The 14,638-nt window shown below is 67.6% G+C and carries 16 protein-coding genes and 1 riboswitch; of the genes, 14 read left to right on the top strand and 2 right to left on the bottom strand.

Annotated elements, in window-relative coordinates; all coding sequences use genetic code 11:
* Positions 1-24 precede the first annotated feature (24 nt).
* The 14 genes from dnaK (at position 25) to radC (ending at position 12,058) form a co-directional block, all read left to right on the top strand.
* Positions 25-1,935, top strand: coding sequence for a molecular chaperone DnaK (gene dnaK / locus BMX57_RS08750; RefSeq protein WP_092365225.1), 1,911 nt, complete (start codon positions 25-27; stop codon positions 1,933-1,935).
* Between the two features lie 76 nt (positions 1,936-2,011).
* On the top strand, positions 2,012-3,160 hold the full coding sequence (dnaJ, locus tag BMX57_RS08745; protein ID WP_092365222.1) for a molecular chaperone DnaJ: 1,149 nt from the start codon (positions 2,012-2,014) through the stop codon (positions 3,158-3,160).
* Between the two features lie 152 nt (positions 3,161-3,312).
* Complete coding sequence (locus BMX57_RS08740) at positions 3,313-3,657, top strand: VOC family protein (RefSeq protein ID WP_092365219.1); 345 nt, start codon at positions 3,313-3,315, stop codon at positions 3,655-3,657.
* 88 nt (positions 3,658-3,745) lie between these two features.
* Positions 3,746-3,847: riboswitch (TPP riboswitch) on the top strand.
* A gap of 47 nt (positions 3,848-3,894) precedes the next feature.
* The gene (thiD, locus tag BMX57_RS08735) at positions 3,895-4,698 is read left to right on the top strand and encodes a bifunctional hydroxymethylpyrimidine kinase/phosphomethylpyrimidine kinase (protein WP_092365216.1); all 804 of its coding nucleotides are present in this window, start codon (positions 3,895-3,897) and stop codon (positions 4,696-4,698) included.
* Positions 4,695-5,672: an FAD-dependent oxidoreductase gene (locus BMX57_RS08730; RefSeq protein WP_092365213.1), complete on the top strand. Its 978-nt coding sequence runs from the start codon at positions 4,695-4,697 to the stop codon at positions 5,670-5,672. The genes thiD and BMX57_RS08730 overlap by 4 nt, the downstream gene beginning before the upstream one ends.
* Positions 5,656-5,850: a sulfur carrier protein ThiS gene (gene thiS / locus BMX57_RS08725; protein WP_092365210.1), complete on the top strand. Its 195-nt coding sequence runs from the start codon at positions 5,656-5,658 to the stop codon at positions 5,848-5,850. Before BMX57_RS08730 ends, thiS begins: the two co-directional genes overlap by 17 nt.
* 3 nt (positions 5,851-5,853) lie before the next feature.
* Entirely contained in the window at positions 5,854-6,624 is a 771-nt protein-coding gene (locus tag BMX57_RS08720) for a thiazole synthase (protein ID WP_092365207.1), read from the top strand.
* Positions 6,621-7,217 (top strand): thiamine phosphate synthase, encoded by a 597-nt coding sequence (locus BMX57_RS08715; protein WP_092365204.1) that lies wholly within the window; start codon positions 6,621-6,623, stop codon positions 7,215-7,217. The genes BMX57_RS08720 and BMX57_RS08715 overlap by 4 nt, the downstream gene beginning before the upstream one ends.
* A complete protein-coding gene (locus tag BMX57_RS08710) occupies positions 7,214-8,179 on the top strand; it encodes a HesA/MoeB/ThiF family protein (protein ID WP_092365201.1) in 966 nt (321 codons plus the stop codon). The genes BMX57_RS08715 and BMX57_RS08710 overlap by 4 nt, the downstream gene beginning before the upstream one ends.
* 22 nt (positions 8,180-8,201) lie before the next feature.
* Complete coding sequence (locus BMX57_RS08705) at positions 8,202-9,137, top strand: ABC transporter substrate-binding protein (RefSeq protein ID WP_092365198.1); 936 nt, start codon at positions 8,202-8,204, stop codon at positions 9,135-9,137.
* On the top strand, positions 9,134-9,814 hold the full coding sequence (gene tenA, locus BMX57_RS08700; protein ID WP_092365195.1) for a thiaminase II: 681 nt from the start codon (positions 9,134-9,136) through the stop codon (positions 9,812-9,814). The genes BMX57_RS08705 and tenA overlap by 4 nt, the downstream gene beginning before the upstream one ends.
* Positions 9,814-10,542 carry an ABC transporter ATP-binding protein gene (locus tag BMX57_RS08695; protein ID WP_092365192.1) on the top strand — a complete coding sequence of 243 codons (729 nt, stop codon included), beginning with the start codon at positions 9,814-9,816 and terminating at the stop codon, positions 10,540-10,542. The genes tenA and BMX57_RS08695 overlap by 1 nt, the downstream gene beginning before the upstream one ends.
* Complete coding sequence (locus tag BMX57_RS08690; protein WP_092365189.1) at positions 10,539-11,270, top strand: ABC transporter permease; 732 nt, start codon at positions 10,539-10,541, stop codon at positions 11,268-11,270. Before BMX57_RS08695 ends, BMX57_RS08690 begins: the two co-directional genes overlap by 4 nt.
* A 35-nt stretch (positions 11,271-11,305) precedes the next feature.
* Positions 11,306-12,058, top strand: coding sequence for a RadC family protein (radC, locus tag BMX57_RS08685; RefSeq protein WP_092365187.1), 753 nt, complete (start codon positions 11,306-11,308; stop codon positions 12,056-12,058).
* Between the two features lie 4 nt (positions 12,059-12,062).
* On the opposite strand, the gene BMX57_RS08680 is transcribed toward radC, so the two are convergent.
* Together BMX57_RS08680 and BMX57_RS08675 are read right to left on the bottom strand one after the other, a co-directional pair.
* Positions 12,063-13,622 (bottom strand): substrate-binding domain-containing protein, encoded by a 1,560-nt coding sequence (locus BMX57_RS08680; protein ID WP_092365184.1) that lies wholly within the window; start codon positions 13,620-13,622, stop codon positions 12,063-12,065.
* 24 nt (positions 13,623-13,646) lie between these two features.
* Positions 13,647-14,633, bottom strand: a complete 987-nt coding sequence (locus BMX57_RS08675) for a hypothetical protein (RefSeq protein WP_092365556.1) — start codon at positions 14,631-14,633, stop codon at positions 13,647-13,649.
* Between the last annotated feature and the right edge of the window lie 5 nt (positions 14,634-14,638).

Raw genomic sequence — 14,638 nt, 5'->3', positions numbered from 1 at the left:
CTAAGACGAAAGGGATCGAAACACATGAGCAAGGTTATCGGTATCGACCTCGGGACCACCAACAGCTGCGTCGCCATCATGGACGGTTCGCAGCCCAAGGTAATCGAAAACTCCGAAGGGGCGCGGACGACGCCCTCGATCGTCGCCTTCACCGATGATGAGCGACTGGTCGGGCAATCCGCCAAGCGGCAGGCCGTCACCAACCCCGACAACACGATTTTCGGCGTCAAGCGCCTGATCGGCCGCCGCAATGACGACACGGATCTGGCCAAGGACAAGAAGAACCTGCCGTTCACCGTCATCGACGGCGGCAACGGCGACGCCTGGGTCGAAGCGAAGGGCGAGAAGTATTCGCCGTCGCAGATCTCGGCCTTCATCCTCGGGAAGATGAAGGAAACCGCCGAAAGCTATCTTGGTGAGGAAGTGACGCAGGCCGTCATCACCGTGCCCGCCTATTTCAACGACGCCCAGCGCCAGGCCACCAAGGACGCCGGCAAGATCGCCGGTCTGGAAGTGCTGCGGATCATCAACGAGCCGACCGCGGCGGCGCTGGCCTATGGCCTGGACAAGACCGAAAGCCACACCATCGCGGTCTATGACCTGGGCGGCGGCACGTTCGACGTGACCATCCTGGAAATCGACGAGGGCCTGTTCGAGGTCAAATCCACCAACGGCGACACGTTCCTGGGCGGTGAAGACTTCGACATGCGGATCGTCAACTACCTGGCCGACGAGTTCAAGAAAGAGCACGGCGTCGACCTGACCAAGGACAAGATGGCGCTGCAGCGGCTCAAGGAAGCTGCCGAAAAGGCCAAGATCGAGCTGTCGAGCTCGAGCCAGACCGAGATCAACCAGCCGTTCATCTCGATGGATCCCGGCAGCGGCCAGCCGCTGCACATGGTGATGAAACTCACCCGCGCCAAGCTGGAATCGCTGGTCGGCGACCTGATCAAGCAGTCGCTCAGCCCGTGCAAGGCCGCGCTCAAGGATGCCGGCATCTCGGCCTCGGACGTGGACGAGATCGTTCTGGTCGGCGGCATGACCCGGATGCCGAAAGTTGTTGAGGAAGTGACCAAGTTCTTCGGCAAGGAGCCGCACAAAGGCGTGAACCCCGATGAAGTTGTCGCGATGGGCGCCGCCATCCAGGCCGGCGTGCTGCAGGGCGACGTCAAGGACGTGGTGCTGCTGGACGTGACCCCGCTCAGCCTGGGGATCGAGACGCTGGGTGGCGTGTTCACCCGCCTGATCGACCGCAACACCACCATTCCGACCAAGAAGAGCCAGGTCTTTTCGACTGCCGAGGACAACCAGAACGCGGTGACCATCCGGGTGTTCCAGGGTGAGCGCGAAATGGCGATGGACAACAAGATCCTGGGCCAGTTCAACCTCGAGGATATCCCGCCGGCGCCGCGCGGCATGCCGCAGATCGAGGTGACCTTCGACATCGACGCCAACGGCATCGTGTCGGTCTCCGCCAAGGACAAGGGCACCGGCAAGGAGCAGAAGATCACGATCCAGGCGTCGGGCGGCCTGTCGGACGATGATATCGAGAAGATGGTCAAGGACGCCGAGGAGAATGCCGAGGCCGACAAGCAGCGCAAGGAGCTGGTCGAGGCGCGGAACCAGGCCGAGAGCCTGATCCATTCGACCGAGAAATCGCTGGAAGAGCACAGCGACAAGGTCGATCCCTCGACGGTCGAGGCCATCGAGCTGGCGATTGCCGCGCTCAAGGACGAGGTCGAATCGGACAATGCCGACAAGATCAAGGCCGGCATCCAGAACGTGACCGAAGCGGCCATGAAGCTGGGCGAGGCGATCTACAAGGCGCAGGCCGAGGAGACCGAAGACGAGCCGGCCGCGGCGGATGCGGCGCCCGAACAGGATGACATCGTCGATGCCGAGTTCGAAGATCTCGATGACGACAAGCGCAAATAACAGCTGAACCGGGCCAGGGCGGGCCGGTCCGGATCCCGGGCCGGCCCGACTACGTTGAGGCCAAAGGAAAAAACCCATGGCAAAACGCGACTACTACGATGTGCTCGGCGTGACCAAGGGCGCTTCGCCGGAAGAGATCAAGAAGGCCTTCCGCCGAAAGGCCAAGGAACTTCACCCCGACCGCAACAAGGACGACCCGGACTCCGAGGCGCAGTTCAAGGAGGTCAACGAGGCCTACGACATCCTCAAGGATGGTGACAAGAAGGCGGCCTATGACCGGTTCGGCCACGCGGCATTCGAGAACGGAACCGGGGCAGGGGCCGGGCAGCGGCCCGGCGCGGGTTTCGGCAGCGGCGATTTCTCGTCGGCCTTCTCGGACGTGTTCGACGACCTGTTCGGCGATTTCATGGGCAACCGCGGCGGCGGCGGACGGCGGGCCGCGCGGGGCTCGGATCTGCGCTACAACCTGCGCGTGACGCTGGAGGATGCCTATTCCGGCGCGCAAAGGACGATCCGCGTGCCCACCTCGGTCGCCTGTTCCGGCTGCGACGGGACCGGCTCGTCCGGCGGCGCGGAACCCAGCACCTGCCCTACCTGCTCGGGCATGGGCAAGGTGCGCGCGCAGCAGGGCTTCTTCACCGTCGAACGCACCTGCCCGACCTGTTCCGGCATGGGCCAGATCATCAAGAACCCCTGCGACAAATGCGGCGGCGCCGGCCGGGTCGAGAAGGACCGCTCGCTGAGCGTCAACATCCCCGCGGGGGTCGAGACCGGCACCCGCATCCGCCTGGCCGGCGAGGGCGAGGCGGGGATGCGCGGCGGACCGCCCGGCGATCTCTATATCTTCGTGGAGGTCGCGCCGCATGACCTGTTCGAAAGGGACGGTCCGAACCTTTATTGCCGGGTGCCTGTCAGCATGTCCAAGGCGGCCCTGGGCGGTTCGATCGAGGTGCCGACCATCGACGGCGGCCGCGGCCGCGTGCAGATCCCGGCCGGCAGCCAGTCGGGTCGCCAGATGCGCCTGCGTGGCAAGGGCATGCCCGCCCTGCGGGGTGGCGCTTCGGGCGACATGTTCATCGAGCTGGCGGTGGAAACACCGGTCAACCTGACCAGCCGGCAAAAAGAGCTGCTGCGCGAGTTCGAGGATCTGAGCGAGGACAACAACCCCGAGACCAAGAGTTTCTTCTCGACCGTGAAATCCTTTTGGGACGGGATGAAGGGCTGATCCTGCCCCGATCCGAAAACGCCAGGGAGGCCGTCCGTCTGGGCGGCCTTTTTCTTTGTGACCCGGCCAAAAGCGCCGAATCAGAGTCGATTTGGGCCAATGATGAACTTCGTCGGCCTTCATGCGATAAAGGATCAACAGCGGAGGAAACTATGCCGATTGAAAAGATCTATGCCCAGCTTGCCTGCAGCGATCTGGCGCGGAGCGTCCCGTGGTTCGAAACCCTGTTCGGGGGCAGCCCGGACGCGCGGCCGATGGATGGCCTCGCGGAGTGGCATCATGGAGACCACGCCGGACTTCAGGTTTTCGAGGATGCCTCGAATGCCGGGCGGGGAACGCTGACCCTTATCGTCAGCGATCTGAGGAACGAACACTCCCGGCTGTCCGACGCGGGGCTTGCGCCATCCGCCATTCAACCTGCCGATACGGCGAGCCTCGTCCGGTTGCGGGACCCGGATCGGAATCTGGTGGTGCTTGCGCAGCCCGGACCTGCGTGACGCCGGGCGGAGAGGCCCGGTCCGCGAGTGGAAGCCCCCCCTTATTGCAACGGGGACCTTGAATCTTGCCGCCAAGCCTGAGACTGTATCGCTGCCGTTGGGGTGCCCGTTGAGGCTGAGAGGCGCGTTGCGTCGACCCATCGAACCTGATCCGGGCAATACCGGCGGAGGGAACGGTCTCAGAGTATCGCAGACAGTCCGCCCCGCTATTGCCCGTAAAAAACGCGGAGCAAGTCCATGGCGAAGATCGCCCTCACGATTGCGGGATCCGACAGTGGCGGCGGGGCCGGGATTCAGGCCGACCTGAAGACCATGTCGGCCCTGGGTGTCTATGGCGCCAGTGTCATCACCGCCGTGACCGCGCAGAACACGCGGGCCGTGAGCGCCGTGCATCCGATCCCTGTAGATGTCGTCGGCGCGCAGATCGACGCGGTGCTGTCCGATCTGGATATCGGGGCGATCAAGATAGGGATGCTGGCCACACCCGAGGTGATCGAAGCCGTGGCCGCCCGGATCGCGGCCTATTCCGGCCCGGTGGTGCTGGATCCGGTGATGATCGCCAAATCCGGCGACCTGCTGCTGGCCCGTGATGCGGTCCGGACCCTGCGCGAGCGCCTGCTGTCGCGCGCCAGCTTGCTGACGCCGAACTTGCCCGAGGCGGCCTGCCTGCTGGATCGCATGGTGGCCGAGACGCCGGACGAGATGGCGCAACAGGGGCATGCGCTCTGCGCGCTGGGCGCCGGGGCGGTTCTGATGAAAGGCGGGCACGCCGGCGGAGACACCTGCCGCGATCTGCTGGTGCAGGCCGATGGCAGCGCGCGCGAGTTGGTCGCGCGGCGCCATCCGACCGGCAACACCCACGGAACCGGCTGCACCCTGTCGGCGGCGATCTGCGCCGGACTGGCCCGGGGGCTGGCGCTGGACGAGGCGGTGCGGGCGGCGCATGCCTATCTTCAGGGTGCCATCGCGCGGGCCGACAGCCTGCAGGTCGGTCACGGTCACGGCCCGGTCCATCACTTCCACGCGGTATGGAACCAATGAGACAAGTTGCCATCATGGGAGCGGGCGTTGCCGGGCTCTGCGTGGCCAGCGAGCTGGTCGCGCGCGGCGCCGGGGTCGAGGTCTATGACCCTGCCGGCGGCCCCGGCCCGCAAGCCTGCTCCTGGTGGGCGGGCGGCATGCTGGCGCCCTGGTGCGAATACGAGACTGCCGAGAAACCGGTGTTGCGGCTGGGGCAGGAGGCGATCGGCTGGTGGGCCGAACGAACCCGCGTCGAGCGCCGCGGAACGCTGGTCGTTGCCAACGCCCGCGACCTGCCGGATCTGCGCCGCTTCGCACGCCGCACCGAGGGATTTCGCAAGGTCGACACGGACGAAATCGCGCAGTTAGAGCCTGATCTTGTCGGGTTCGGCCAGGGACTGCTCTTCGCTGACGAGGCCCATCTGGATCCGCGCCAGGCCCTGACGGATCTGCACCGGCAATTGCGCGAGGCCGGGGTTGTGTTCCACCGGAAGCCGGCGCCGCAGGACCTGCCGCTGGCGGTGGATTGCCGCGGTCTGCGGGCGCGCGATGCGTTGCCCGACCTGCGCGGCGTGAAGGGCGAGATGCTGGTGATCCGCTGTCGGGACGTGGACCTGACCCGCCCGGTGCGCCTGCTGCATCCGCGGATGCCGCTCTACGTGGTGCCACGTGGCGACGGGATCTACATGCTGGGCGCGACGATGATCGAGTCCGAGGATGGCGGCCGGATCACCGCGCGGTCCATGCTGGAACTGCTCAGCGCCGCCTATGCGCTGAACCCGGCCTTCGGCGAGGCCGAGATCCTGGAGATCGGCGTTGATCTGCGCCCCGCCTTCGCCGACAACCTGCCGCGCATCCGGCGGCGGGGCCGGGTGATCCATGCCAACGGGCTCTACCGCCACGGCTATCTGATGGCCCCGGCGCTGGCGCGCGGGGTGGCGGGTCTGGTGCTCGAGGACAGACAGACGGAGTTGGTCGATGAAGATCGTGCTTAACGGAGAGCCGCAGGAGGTTGAGGCGCGCAGCTTGGCCGCGTTGCTGGAAGAGGCCGGCATCTCGGGTCGCGTCGCCACCGCGGTGAACGAGGCGTTCGTGCCCTCCGCCCTGCGCTCACGGCACATGCTGGCCGAGGGCGACCGGATCGAGGTCGTCGCGCCGATGCAGGGAGGTTGAGCCATGCGGCGTTTCTATGGTGTCGATTTGCGCGATCCGCTGATGCTGGGCACCGCGCAATATCCGAGCCCGGCGATCCTGGCCGAGGCGTTCCGCGTCTCGGGCGCGGGCGTGGCCACGGTGTCGCTGCGCCGCGAGGGCGCGGGTGGCGCGGGACAGAGCTTCTGGGCGATGATCCGCGAGCTGGGCGTGCGCGTGCTGCCCAACACCGCCGGCTGCCACAGTGTCAAGGAGGCGGTGACGACCGCCCATATGGCGCGTGAGGTGTTCGACACGCCCTGGATCAAGCTGGAGGTGATCGGCCATACCGACAGCCTGCAACCCGATGTGTTCCAGCTTGTCGAGGCCGCGCGGATCCTGACCGGGGAAGGATTCCAGGTGTTTCCCTATTGCACTGAAGATCTGGTGGTGGGCGAGCGGCTGCTGGCGGCGGGGTGCGAGGTGCTCATGCCCTGGGGGGCGCCGATCGGGTCCGGCCGGGGGCTGACCAACGAATATGGCCTGCGCGCCCTGCGGTCCGAGTTTCCCGACGTGCCGCTGGTGGTCGATGCCGGGATCGGCCTGCCCAGCCACGCGGCCCGGGCGATGGAGCTGGGTTACGACGCGGTCTTGCTGAACACCGCCGTCGCCCGGGCCGGCGATCCGGTCGAGATGGCGCGCGCCATGGCGCTGGCCGCCCGTGCCGGACAATCGGCGTATCGCGCCGATCCGATCGAGCCGCGCGACATGGCCACCGCGTCGACCCCGGTGATCGGAAAGGCGTTTCTCACATGACGCTCGACCGGTTCTACCCGATCTTCGAGGACGTGGCCTGGCTGGAGCGGATGCTGCCGTTGGGCGTGCGAGTGGTGCAGCTCAGGCTCAAGGACCGGTCCGAGGGCGAGATCCGCCACCAGATCGCCCGCGCCCGCGACCTGTGCGCCGAACAGGGCGCGGAGCTGGTGGTCAATGACCATTGGCGGGCGGCGATCGACCTGGGGTGCGAGTGGCTGCATCTGGGGCAGGAGGATCTGGACAGTGCCGACCTGGGCGCGATCCGCGATGCGGGTCTGAAACTGGGGATTTCCACCCATGACGCGGCAGAGCTTGACCGCGCATTGGCGCTTGAGCCCGATTACGTCGCCTTGGGGCCGGTCTATCCGACCATCCTGAAGAAGATGAAATGGCACCGGCAAGGCCTGACGCGCGTGACCGAGTGGAAGGCGCGGATCGGGGCGGTCCCCCTGGTCGGCATCGGCGGGTTGAGCGTCGAGCGCGCACCGGGTGTGCTGGAGGCCGGGGCCGATATCGTTGCGGCGGTCACCGACATCACCCTGAACCCGGACCCCGAGGCGCGGGTGCGGCAATGGATCGAGGCCACCAGATGAGCCGCTATGCCCGCCAGATGCAGCTGCCCGAGGTCGGATCGGACGGACAGGCCCGGTTGGCGGCCGCAAAGGTGCTGGTGATCGGCGCGGGCGGGCTGGCAGCCCCCGTCCTGCCGCTGTTGGCGGGGGCCGGAGTGGGGCAGCTGACCATCGTTGATCCGGACGTGGTCGAGATCGGCAACCTGCACCGGCAGACGCTTTTCGCGGAATCCGATTGCGGCCGGCCCAAGGCCGAGGCCGCCGCCCGCTATTGCCGGGCGCTCAACGCGGAAACAACCGCAGATGCCCTGACTCAGGCTCTGACCCCGGCCAATGCGCCCGCGTTGGTGGACGCGGCCGACCTGATCCTGGACTGCGCTGACAGCTATGCGGCCAGCTATACGCTCAGCGATGCCTGCCGCGACGCCGCCCGGCCCCTGATCAGCGCCTCGGTGCTGGGACTGGGCGGCTATGTCGGCGGGTTCTGCGGCGGCGCACCGTCGCTGCGCGCGGTGTTTCCCGATGCGCCCGACAGCGGTGCCAGCTGCGCCACGGCCGGGGTTCTGGGACCGGCGGTGGCGATGCTGGGCGCGATGCAGGCGCAGATGGCGCTGGCGGTGCTGCTGGGCTTTGATCCGTCGCCGCTGGGCCGGATGGTGCAATTCGACGCGCGCACCCTGCGCAGTAGCGGTTTCCGCTTCGACACCGCGCCCGAGCCGCCGGGCGGATTCCGCTTTGTCGCAGCTGAACAGCTGACCGCCGCCGACCGTATCGTCGATCTGCGCAGCGCCGCCGAGGCGCCCATCCCGGTACATCCGCTTGCCGAGCGGCTGGGCGCGGACGACCTGGCCGGTTGCCAAGGCGTGCGCGGTGGTCGGCTGGCGCTGTGCTGCGCCACCGGGCTGCGGGCCTGGCGCACGGCCGAGAGACTGAAACCGACCTGGCCGGACGAGATCGTGCTCGTCGCGGCCGCAACCTCCTGATGACTGAAAAGGAACCACTGACATGAAACGACTGATGACCGCCCTGGCGCTGTTCGCCGCCACACCGGCGATGGCGCAGGACAAGATGACGGTGATGCTGGACTGGTTCATGAACCCCGATCACGGGCCGATCGTCATCGCACAGGAGCAGGGCTATTTCGCCGAACAGGGGTTGGAGGTCGAGGTGGTAGCCCCGGCCGACCCGTCGGCTCCGCCGCGGCTGGTGGCTGCCGGGCAGGCGGATCTGGCTGTCAGCTATCAGCCGCAGCTGCACCTTCAGATCCACGAGGGCCTGCCGCTGAAACGGGTGGGCACCCTGATCGCGACGCCGCTCAATTGCCTTCTGGTGCTCAAGGACGGGCCGGTGCAGACGCCGGCCGACCTCAAGGGGCGCAAGGTCGGGTTCTCGGTGGCCGGGGTCGAAGAGGCGATCCTGACCACGGTTCTGGGCGAACACGGCGTGCGCCTGGACGAGATCGAGATGATCAACGTGAACTTCTCGCTGTCGCCGGCGCTGATGTCGGGCCAGGTGGATGCGGTGATCGGCGCCTACCGCAATTTCGAACTGAACCAGATGGAGATTGAAGGGATCGAGGGCCGGTGCTTCTACCTCGAGGAGGAGGGCGTGCCGCCCTATGACGAGCTGATCTATGTCGCCAATCCCGAGCGGATGGATGCGGGGCGGATCGCCCGGTTCCTGGAAGCCACCGAGAAGGCCACGCAGTTCATCATCAACAACCCCGAAGAAAGCTGGGAGATCTTCTCGGCCACCTCGACCGAGTTGCAGGACGAGCTGAACGAGCGCGCCTGGGCCGACACGCTGCCGCGTTTCGCTCTGCGCCCCGCTGCGCTGGATGCGGGGCGTTATGCGCGGTTCGAGACCTTTCTGAACGAGGCCGGGCTGATCCCCTCGGTGAACCCGGTCGACACCATCGCGATCGACGTGACCGCGCAATGAGTGACGCGGGTTACGGCCGGGCCTTCGGGCTGATGCGCCGCGCCGCCGGCGGGGCATGGCGGGACTATACCCGCCACGCCTTTGTCGGGGGGCTGGGCGACGGGTCGCTGCCCGAGGCGGCCTTTCTGCACTACCTGCGGCAGGATTACGTGTTCCTGACCCATTTCGCCCGCGCCTGGGCGCTGGCGGTGGTGAAATCCGAGACGGCCGCCGAAATGCAGGCGGCGGTGGGCACGGTCAACGCGCTGATCACCCACGAGATGCCGCTGCATGTGGGGATCTGCGCCGAGGCCGGGATTTCCGGCAAGGCGCTGTTCGCCACGCGCGAGCGGCCCGGCAACCTCGCCTATACCCGCTTCGTACTGGATGCGGGTTTCAGTGGCGATCTGGCCGATCTGCTGGCCGCGCTGATGCCCTGTGTGCTGGGTTATGGCGAGATCGGGGCGCGGCTGGCGCAGGAGGCGACGTCGCAGCGCTATCGCGACTGGATCGACACCTATGCGGGATCGGAGTATCAGGAGGCCTGCCGGGCGGCGGGTGCTTTGTTCGATCAGGCTCTGACACGGCGGATCGGCGCGGATTTCGAGGCGTCGCCGCGCTGGGCAAGGCTCTGCGACAGGTTCCGCACGGCCACCGAGCTGGAGATCGGATTCTGGCAGATGGGGATGCAGCCGTAATGGACAGCGCGCCGGAGATCACCTTTGACGGGCGTGCGGACGTGGATGGCGCGGCCCTGTTCGCCCCGCTCGCGCTGCGGCTGGAGGCTGGGCAGTGGACCTGCCTGCTGGGTGGCTCGGGCGTCGGCAAATCGACGATCCTGCGCCTGATTGCCGGGCTCGAAACTGGCGTGCGATTCTCGGGACGCATTGCAGCCAGTGACGGCGCGCCGGTGGCGCGGCGCGTGGCCTACATGGCGCAGGACGACCTGCTGCTGCCCTGGGCCAGCGTCGAGCGCAACATCGGCCTGGGCGCCCGGCTGCGCGGCGAGCGCCAGGACCGGGCGCGCCTCATGGACCTGCTGGACCGGGTGCGGCTGCGCGAGCATCTGGGCAAGCGTCCGGCCGAGCTTTCGGGCGGTCAGCGGCAGCGCGTGGCGCTGGCCCGCACCCTGATGGAGGACAAGCCGGTGATCCTGCTCGACGAGCCGTTCTCGGCGCTGGATGCGCGCACGCGGGCGGACATGCAGGATCTGGCCGCCGAATTGCTCAGCGGGCGCACGGTCCTTCTGGTGACCCATGATCCGGCCGAGGCGGCGCGGCTGGGCCATGCCATCAACGTGATGACGCCCGCGGGTCTCACGCAGGTATCACCCCCCGACGCGCCGGCCCCGCGCCATGTGGACGACCCCGAGACGCTGGGCGCGCAGGGCGCTCTGATGCGCCTGCTGCGGGCCGAGGCGGCATGAAATACGGTGCCGCCCTGATCGCGACGGTGTTCGCCCTGCTGCTCTGGCAGGCGGTGGTCCTGCTGACCGGGCTGCCGCGCTTCATCCTGCCGGGGCCGGCGGTGGTGGCCGAGGCCTGGTGGAGCAACCGCGCGGTGATTGCCGAACACACGCTGGTCACGGCGCTAGAGGTTCTGATCGGGCTGCTGCTGGGCGCGGCCCTGGGCGTGGTGACGGCGATCCAGCTGGCCACCTCGCGGCTGGCGCGGGTTCTGGTGCAGCCGATGCTGGTCTTCACCCAGGCGCTGCCGGTCTTTGCGCTGGCCCCGATCCTGACGCTGTGGATGGGCTATGGCCTGTGGTCCAAAGTGGCGATGGCGGTGCTGATCATCTACTTTCCCGTGACCTCGGCCTTTTTCGACGGGCTGATGCGGACGCCGCGCGGCTATCTGGACCTGGCGCAGACGATGCAGGCCGGCAAGCGGTCGGTGCTGTGGCACATCCGGGTGCCGGCCGCGCTGCCTTCGCTGGCCTCGGGGCTGCGGCTGGCGGCGGTCTATGCCCCGATCGGGGCAGTGATCGGCGAGTGGGTCGGCGCGTCGCGCGGGTTGGGATACCTGATGCTGCTGGCCAATGGCCGGGCCAAGACCGACCTGATGTTCGCGGCGATGCTGACGCTGGGGGTGTTCTCGGTCCTGCTGCATCTGGCGGTGCGGCGGGCGACGATGCGGATGGCGGGCGAGCATTAACCGCCTGGAAACCGAATCGGACCAGCATCCGGGCCATGGATCAGACAGGGTTTCACGAGGCGCGGCAGCTGTTCGACCCGGACGAGGCGCCCGCCCGTCCGGTGGCGGGGCGGCTGCCCTCCTACATCAGGGATCATCGCAAGCGCCTGCGCGAGCGGTTCATGACTGGCGGCGCCGCGGCGATGCCGGACTACGAGTTGCTGGAACTGGCCCTGTTCCGTGCGATACCGCGGCAGGACGTGAAACCGCTGGCGCGGCTGCTGCTGGACACGTTCGGGGATTTCAACCGCGTGCTCAGCGCACCGGCCGAGCGGTTGCGCGTGGTCAAGGGCGTGGGGGATGCGGTGATCTGCGAGCTGAAGCTGCTGGAGGCCTGCGCGCAGCGGCTTGCCCGCGCCCGGGTGATGCAGCGGCAGGTGATCTCGGGCTGGGACGCGCTCTTGGATTATTGCCACACCACCATGGCCCATCGCGAGACCGAGCAGTTCCGGGTCTTCTATCTCGACCGCAAGAACGTGCTGATCGCGGACGAGGAACAGGCGCGCGGCACCGTGGATCACGTGCCGGTCTATCCGCGCGAGGTGGCCAAGCGAGCGCTGGAGCTGAACGCCTCGGCGCTGATTCTGGTGCACAACCACCCGTCGGGCGATCCGACTCCGTCGCAGTCGGATATCGACATGACCGCCCGTGTCGGCGATGCCTGCGCAGCACTGGGGTTGACTCTGCATGACCACATCATTGTCGGGAAATCGGTCGAGCTCAGCTTTCGCGCGCAGGGCTATCTCTGAGCGGTCAGCGGATCCAGACCTCGACCCGGCGGTTGACCTGCCGGCCCCAGTCCGAGTTGTCGCAGGCCATCGGCAGCGCCTCGCCGAAGGCCTCGACTGCGATCTTCACCCGCCCGCGGTCAAATGTCTCGGCACTGTCCAGCACCGCATCGCGTACCGATTCCGCCCTGCGGCGGGCAATGCGCGCATTGGCCTCGGCCGGTCCCTGTCCGTCGCTGAAGCCGACAAAGACCAGCGTCTTGGCGTCATGCGCGCCGGATTCCAGGGCCTGCGCCAATTGCACGATATTGGCCCGCGACTGGGCATCGGGGCGCGAGGATCCGGTCTCGAACCGGAATGACGTGGTCAGGCGCGACATCGGCGACAGGACCGAGACCAGACGCTGCAGCTCGTCCAGCCCGGTCTCGGGGCCGGCCTGCGCGATGGCGTTGGCCAGCCGGTCGCCCTGTGCGCGCAGCGGGATCAGCTCGGGCATCTGGTCCACGAACCCGGCGCGGCGGATGACGATCTGCGCGGCGGGGCTGACCGCATAGGCGAGGAATTCGCGCGCGATCTTGGGCAGGCGCCGGGCCGGCAGATACAGGAACATCGGCGAGTTGAGGGGGTAGTCCTCGGTCTTGATGCTGCGCCGCGTTGCGGTCAGCGAAAAGCCGCAGGCGCCGCTCAGCGTCAGGGCGCGGGCGGGTCCGGTCTCGGCGAAGCTGGCCAGGCCGATGGCAAAGGGATCGGCTGTGACCGCGCGCGCCAGCTGGCTGCTGCGCTTGTGGCGCCGGATCTCAGGCGCCAGGGCGCGGCCGGCTGGTTTCAGCAGCCGGTCCTCGACCGCCTGCGCCAGGCCCGAGCCCGCATCCGGCAGGTGCAGCGCGATGGGTGCGTCGGGCCCGCCCAGTTCGGACCAGTTGACGATCTCACCCGAAAAGACCCGCGCCAGGTCCGGGGTCGAGATCCTGTCGATCGGGTTGTCGGGCGCAACCACCGGCACCATCGCGTCCAACGCCAGAACCCGCGAGCGGTTCGGCCCGGTCAGGTCGCCCATGCCGGCATCGCGGGCAAAGCGGCGTTCCTCGGGCCGGATCTCACGCAGGGCCATCACGATATCGGCCTCGTTGGCCAGCAGGTCGGCAAACCCCTCGTCGGTGGTCGAGACCCGGAACGAGAACCGGGCCACCGGCGACAACCGGTCCGGCTGGCTCAGCCGATAGGTGAAATGCGTGGCATCGTGGCTGCGGCGCTGGGTGCGATAGCCGTTGCGCAGGGCATAGCCCTCGACCAGCGCCGGCAGCAGCACCTCGGCCATCGTGGATGAGCCCGAGAAGGTCAGTTCGGCCACGAAATCGGTCAGGTTCGGGCAACCGGGCCCATCACAGGTGACGCCCGAGGAGTCGACGGTCAGTTCTCCGAACTTTGTATCGACGCGGTAGAACTCGCCGTCGAAGCCCAGCAGGGTGCCGGTGATCTCGACCTTGCCGTCATGCGAGGTCAGCGCGACATCTTCGGCCAGGCCCGGCCGGGCGGCGCAGAAAAGAGAAAGTGCGGCGAAAACCGCCGCACGACACCAAGCCATCTGGAACCTGAATTTGCCTGCGGGTTACTTGGCCGCGATCTTCAGGTCTTCGATCAGATTATTCAACACCAGAAAGTCGCCGGTGGCATCGCAATTGGGCATCGACAGCATCAGGTCGCGGGTGCGCAGCGGGCCTTCGCCGCGCAGTTCCAGCGATTGCGCGGTGATGTCACGGGCGCAGTTGTCGGCCGTGACCTCGGCCTCGATGCTGATCGACACCTCGCCGTTCCGCCCGGCATAGGCGGTCGGAAAGGTGTAGACTTGCGCCAGCTTCGGCGACAGTGTGTCGGTCCGGCCCAGGCGGACCACGGCGCCCGCACCCTTGGCCGCGGAGGCCGCCCAGACATGGCCCGGGCCGCCATAGTCGGCGCCGAATTCGCGGGCGTGCACCTGCAGTTCCACCGGTCCGGCCCATTGCACGGCAACCCGGTCATAGGCGTGCAGGTCGTCGACCCGCGCCTGCACGACATTGCCCTTGCCGTTGTCGAGGGAGATGACGAAGACCGCCTGCCGGCTGAGCGCGGGCACGATGACGTCAAGCGCGCCCTCGGCATCGGTGACTTCGGTGAAGGCCAGGCCGCTGTGGTGGATCGTCACGCGTTGGCCGCCATAGCAGGGCGCGCTGATCGACAGTTCCACGCGCGCCATGGGCAGGACGCTGGCTTCGGCCGCGACCTGGCAGCCCAGGATCGGCACGGCGGGATCTTCGGGCGCGGCCTGTTCCACGCCGGCCATGCTGGCCAGGCGCTCGCCCTCCTGCAAGGGGAGGGTCAGGCGGTCGGGTTCGGGAATCTCGGTCAGCGCCGAGGTCAGAATGATCCCGGTCACGTCGAGCATGGCATAGTCGTCGACATCGGTGGACGGGTTGGGTGCGCGGACCGAAAGCTGCGCCACCGGCGACGGCGCGTGCATCACGCGTTCGGGCTGCGCGGTGCTCTGCATGACGAAGCCGATGCCGAGGGCACATCCGATCGTTCCGCCCCACATCATGACCCTGCGTTTGAAATCCATCCCCA

Source organism: Cribrihabitans marinus (genome assembly GCF_900109035.1).
GTDB lineage: Bacteria > Pseudomonadota > Alphaproteobacteria > Rhodobacterales > Rhodobacteraceae > Cribrihabitans > Cribrihabitans marinus.
The sequence above is the reverse complement of the archived record's forward strand: the minus strand, read 5'-3'. Positions and strand labels throughout refer to the sequence as shown.

Bases quoted from the DNA above. Each gene is read 5' to 3' on its own strand.
- dnaK (WP_092365225.1), top strand. From the start codon at position 25: ATGAGCAAGGTTATCGGTATCGACCTCGGGACCACCAACAGCTGCGTC.
- dnaJ (WP_092365222.1), top strand. From the start codon at position 2,012: ATGGCAAAACGCGACTACTACGATGTGCTCGGCGTGACCAAGGGCGCT.
- BMX57_RS08740 (WP_092365219.1), top strand. From the start codon at position 3,313: ATGCCGATTGAAAAGATCTATGCCCAGCTTGCCTGCAGCGATCTGGCG.
- thiD (WP_092365216.1), top strand. From the start codon at position 3,895: ATGGCGAAGATCGCCCTCACGATTGCGGGATCCGACAGTGGCGGCGGG.
- BMX57_RS08730 (WP_092365213.1), top strand. From the start codon at position 4,695: ATGAGACAAGTTGCCATCATGGGAGCGGGCGTTGCCGGGCTCTGCGTG.
- thiS (WP_092365210.1), top strand. From the start codon at position 5,656: ATGAAGATCGTGCTTAACGGAGAGCCGCAGGAGGTTGAGGCGCGCAGC.
- BMX57_RS08720 (WP_092365207.1), top strand. From the start codon at position 5,854: ATGCGGCGTTTCTATGGTGTCGATTTGCGCGATCCGCTGATGCTGGGC.
- BMX57_RS08715 (WP_092365204.1), top strand. From the start codon at position 6,621: ATGACGCTCGACCGGTTCTACCCGATCTTCGAGGACGTGGCCTGGCTG.
- BMX57_RS08710 (WP_092365201.1), top strand. From the start codon at position 7,214: ATGAGCCGCTATGCCCGCCAGATGCAGCTGCCCGAGGTCGGATCGGAC.
- BMX57_RS08705 (WP_092365198.1), top strand. From the start codon at position 8,202: ATGAAACGACTGATGACCGCCCTGGCGCTGTTCGCCGCCACACCGGCG.
- tenA (WP_092365195.1), top strand. From the start codon at position 9,134: ATGAGTGACGCGGGTTACGGCCGGGCCTTCGGGCTGATGCGCCGCGCC.
- BMX57_RS08695 (WP_092365192.1), top strand. From the start codon at position 9,814: ATGGACAGCGCGCCGGAGATCACCTTTGACGGGCGTGCGGACGTGGAT.
- BMX57_RS08690 (WP_092365189.1), top strand. From the start codon at position 10,539: ATGAAATACGGTGCCGCCCTGATCGCGACGGTGTTCGCCCTGCTGCTC.
- radC (WP_092365187.1), top strand. From the start codon at position 11,306: ATGGATCAGACAGGGTTTCACGAGGCGCGGCAGCTGTTCGACCCGGAC.
- BMX57_RS08680 (WP_092365184.1), bottom strand. From the start codon at position 13,622: ATGGCTTGGTGTCGTGCGGCGGTTTTCGCCGCACTTTCTCTTTTCTGC.
- BMX57_RS08675 (WP_092365556.1), bottom strand. From the start codon at position 14,633: ATGGATTTCAAACGCAGGGTCATGATGTGGGGCGGAACGATCGGATGT.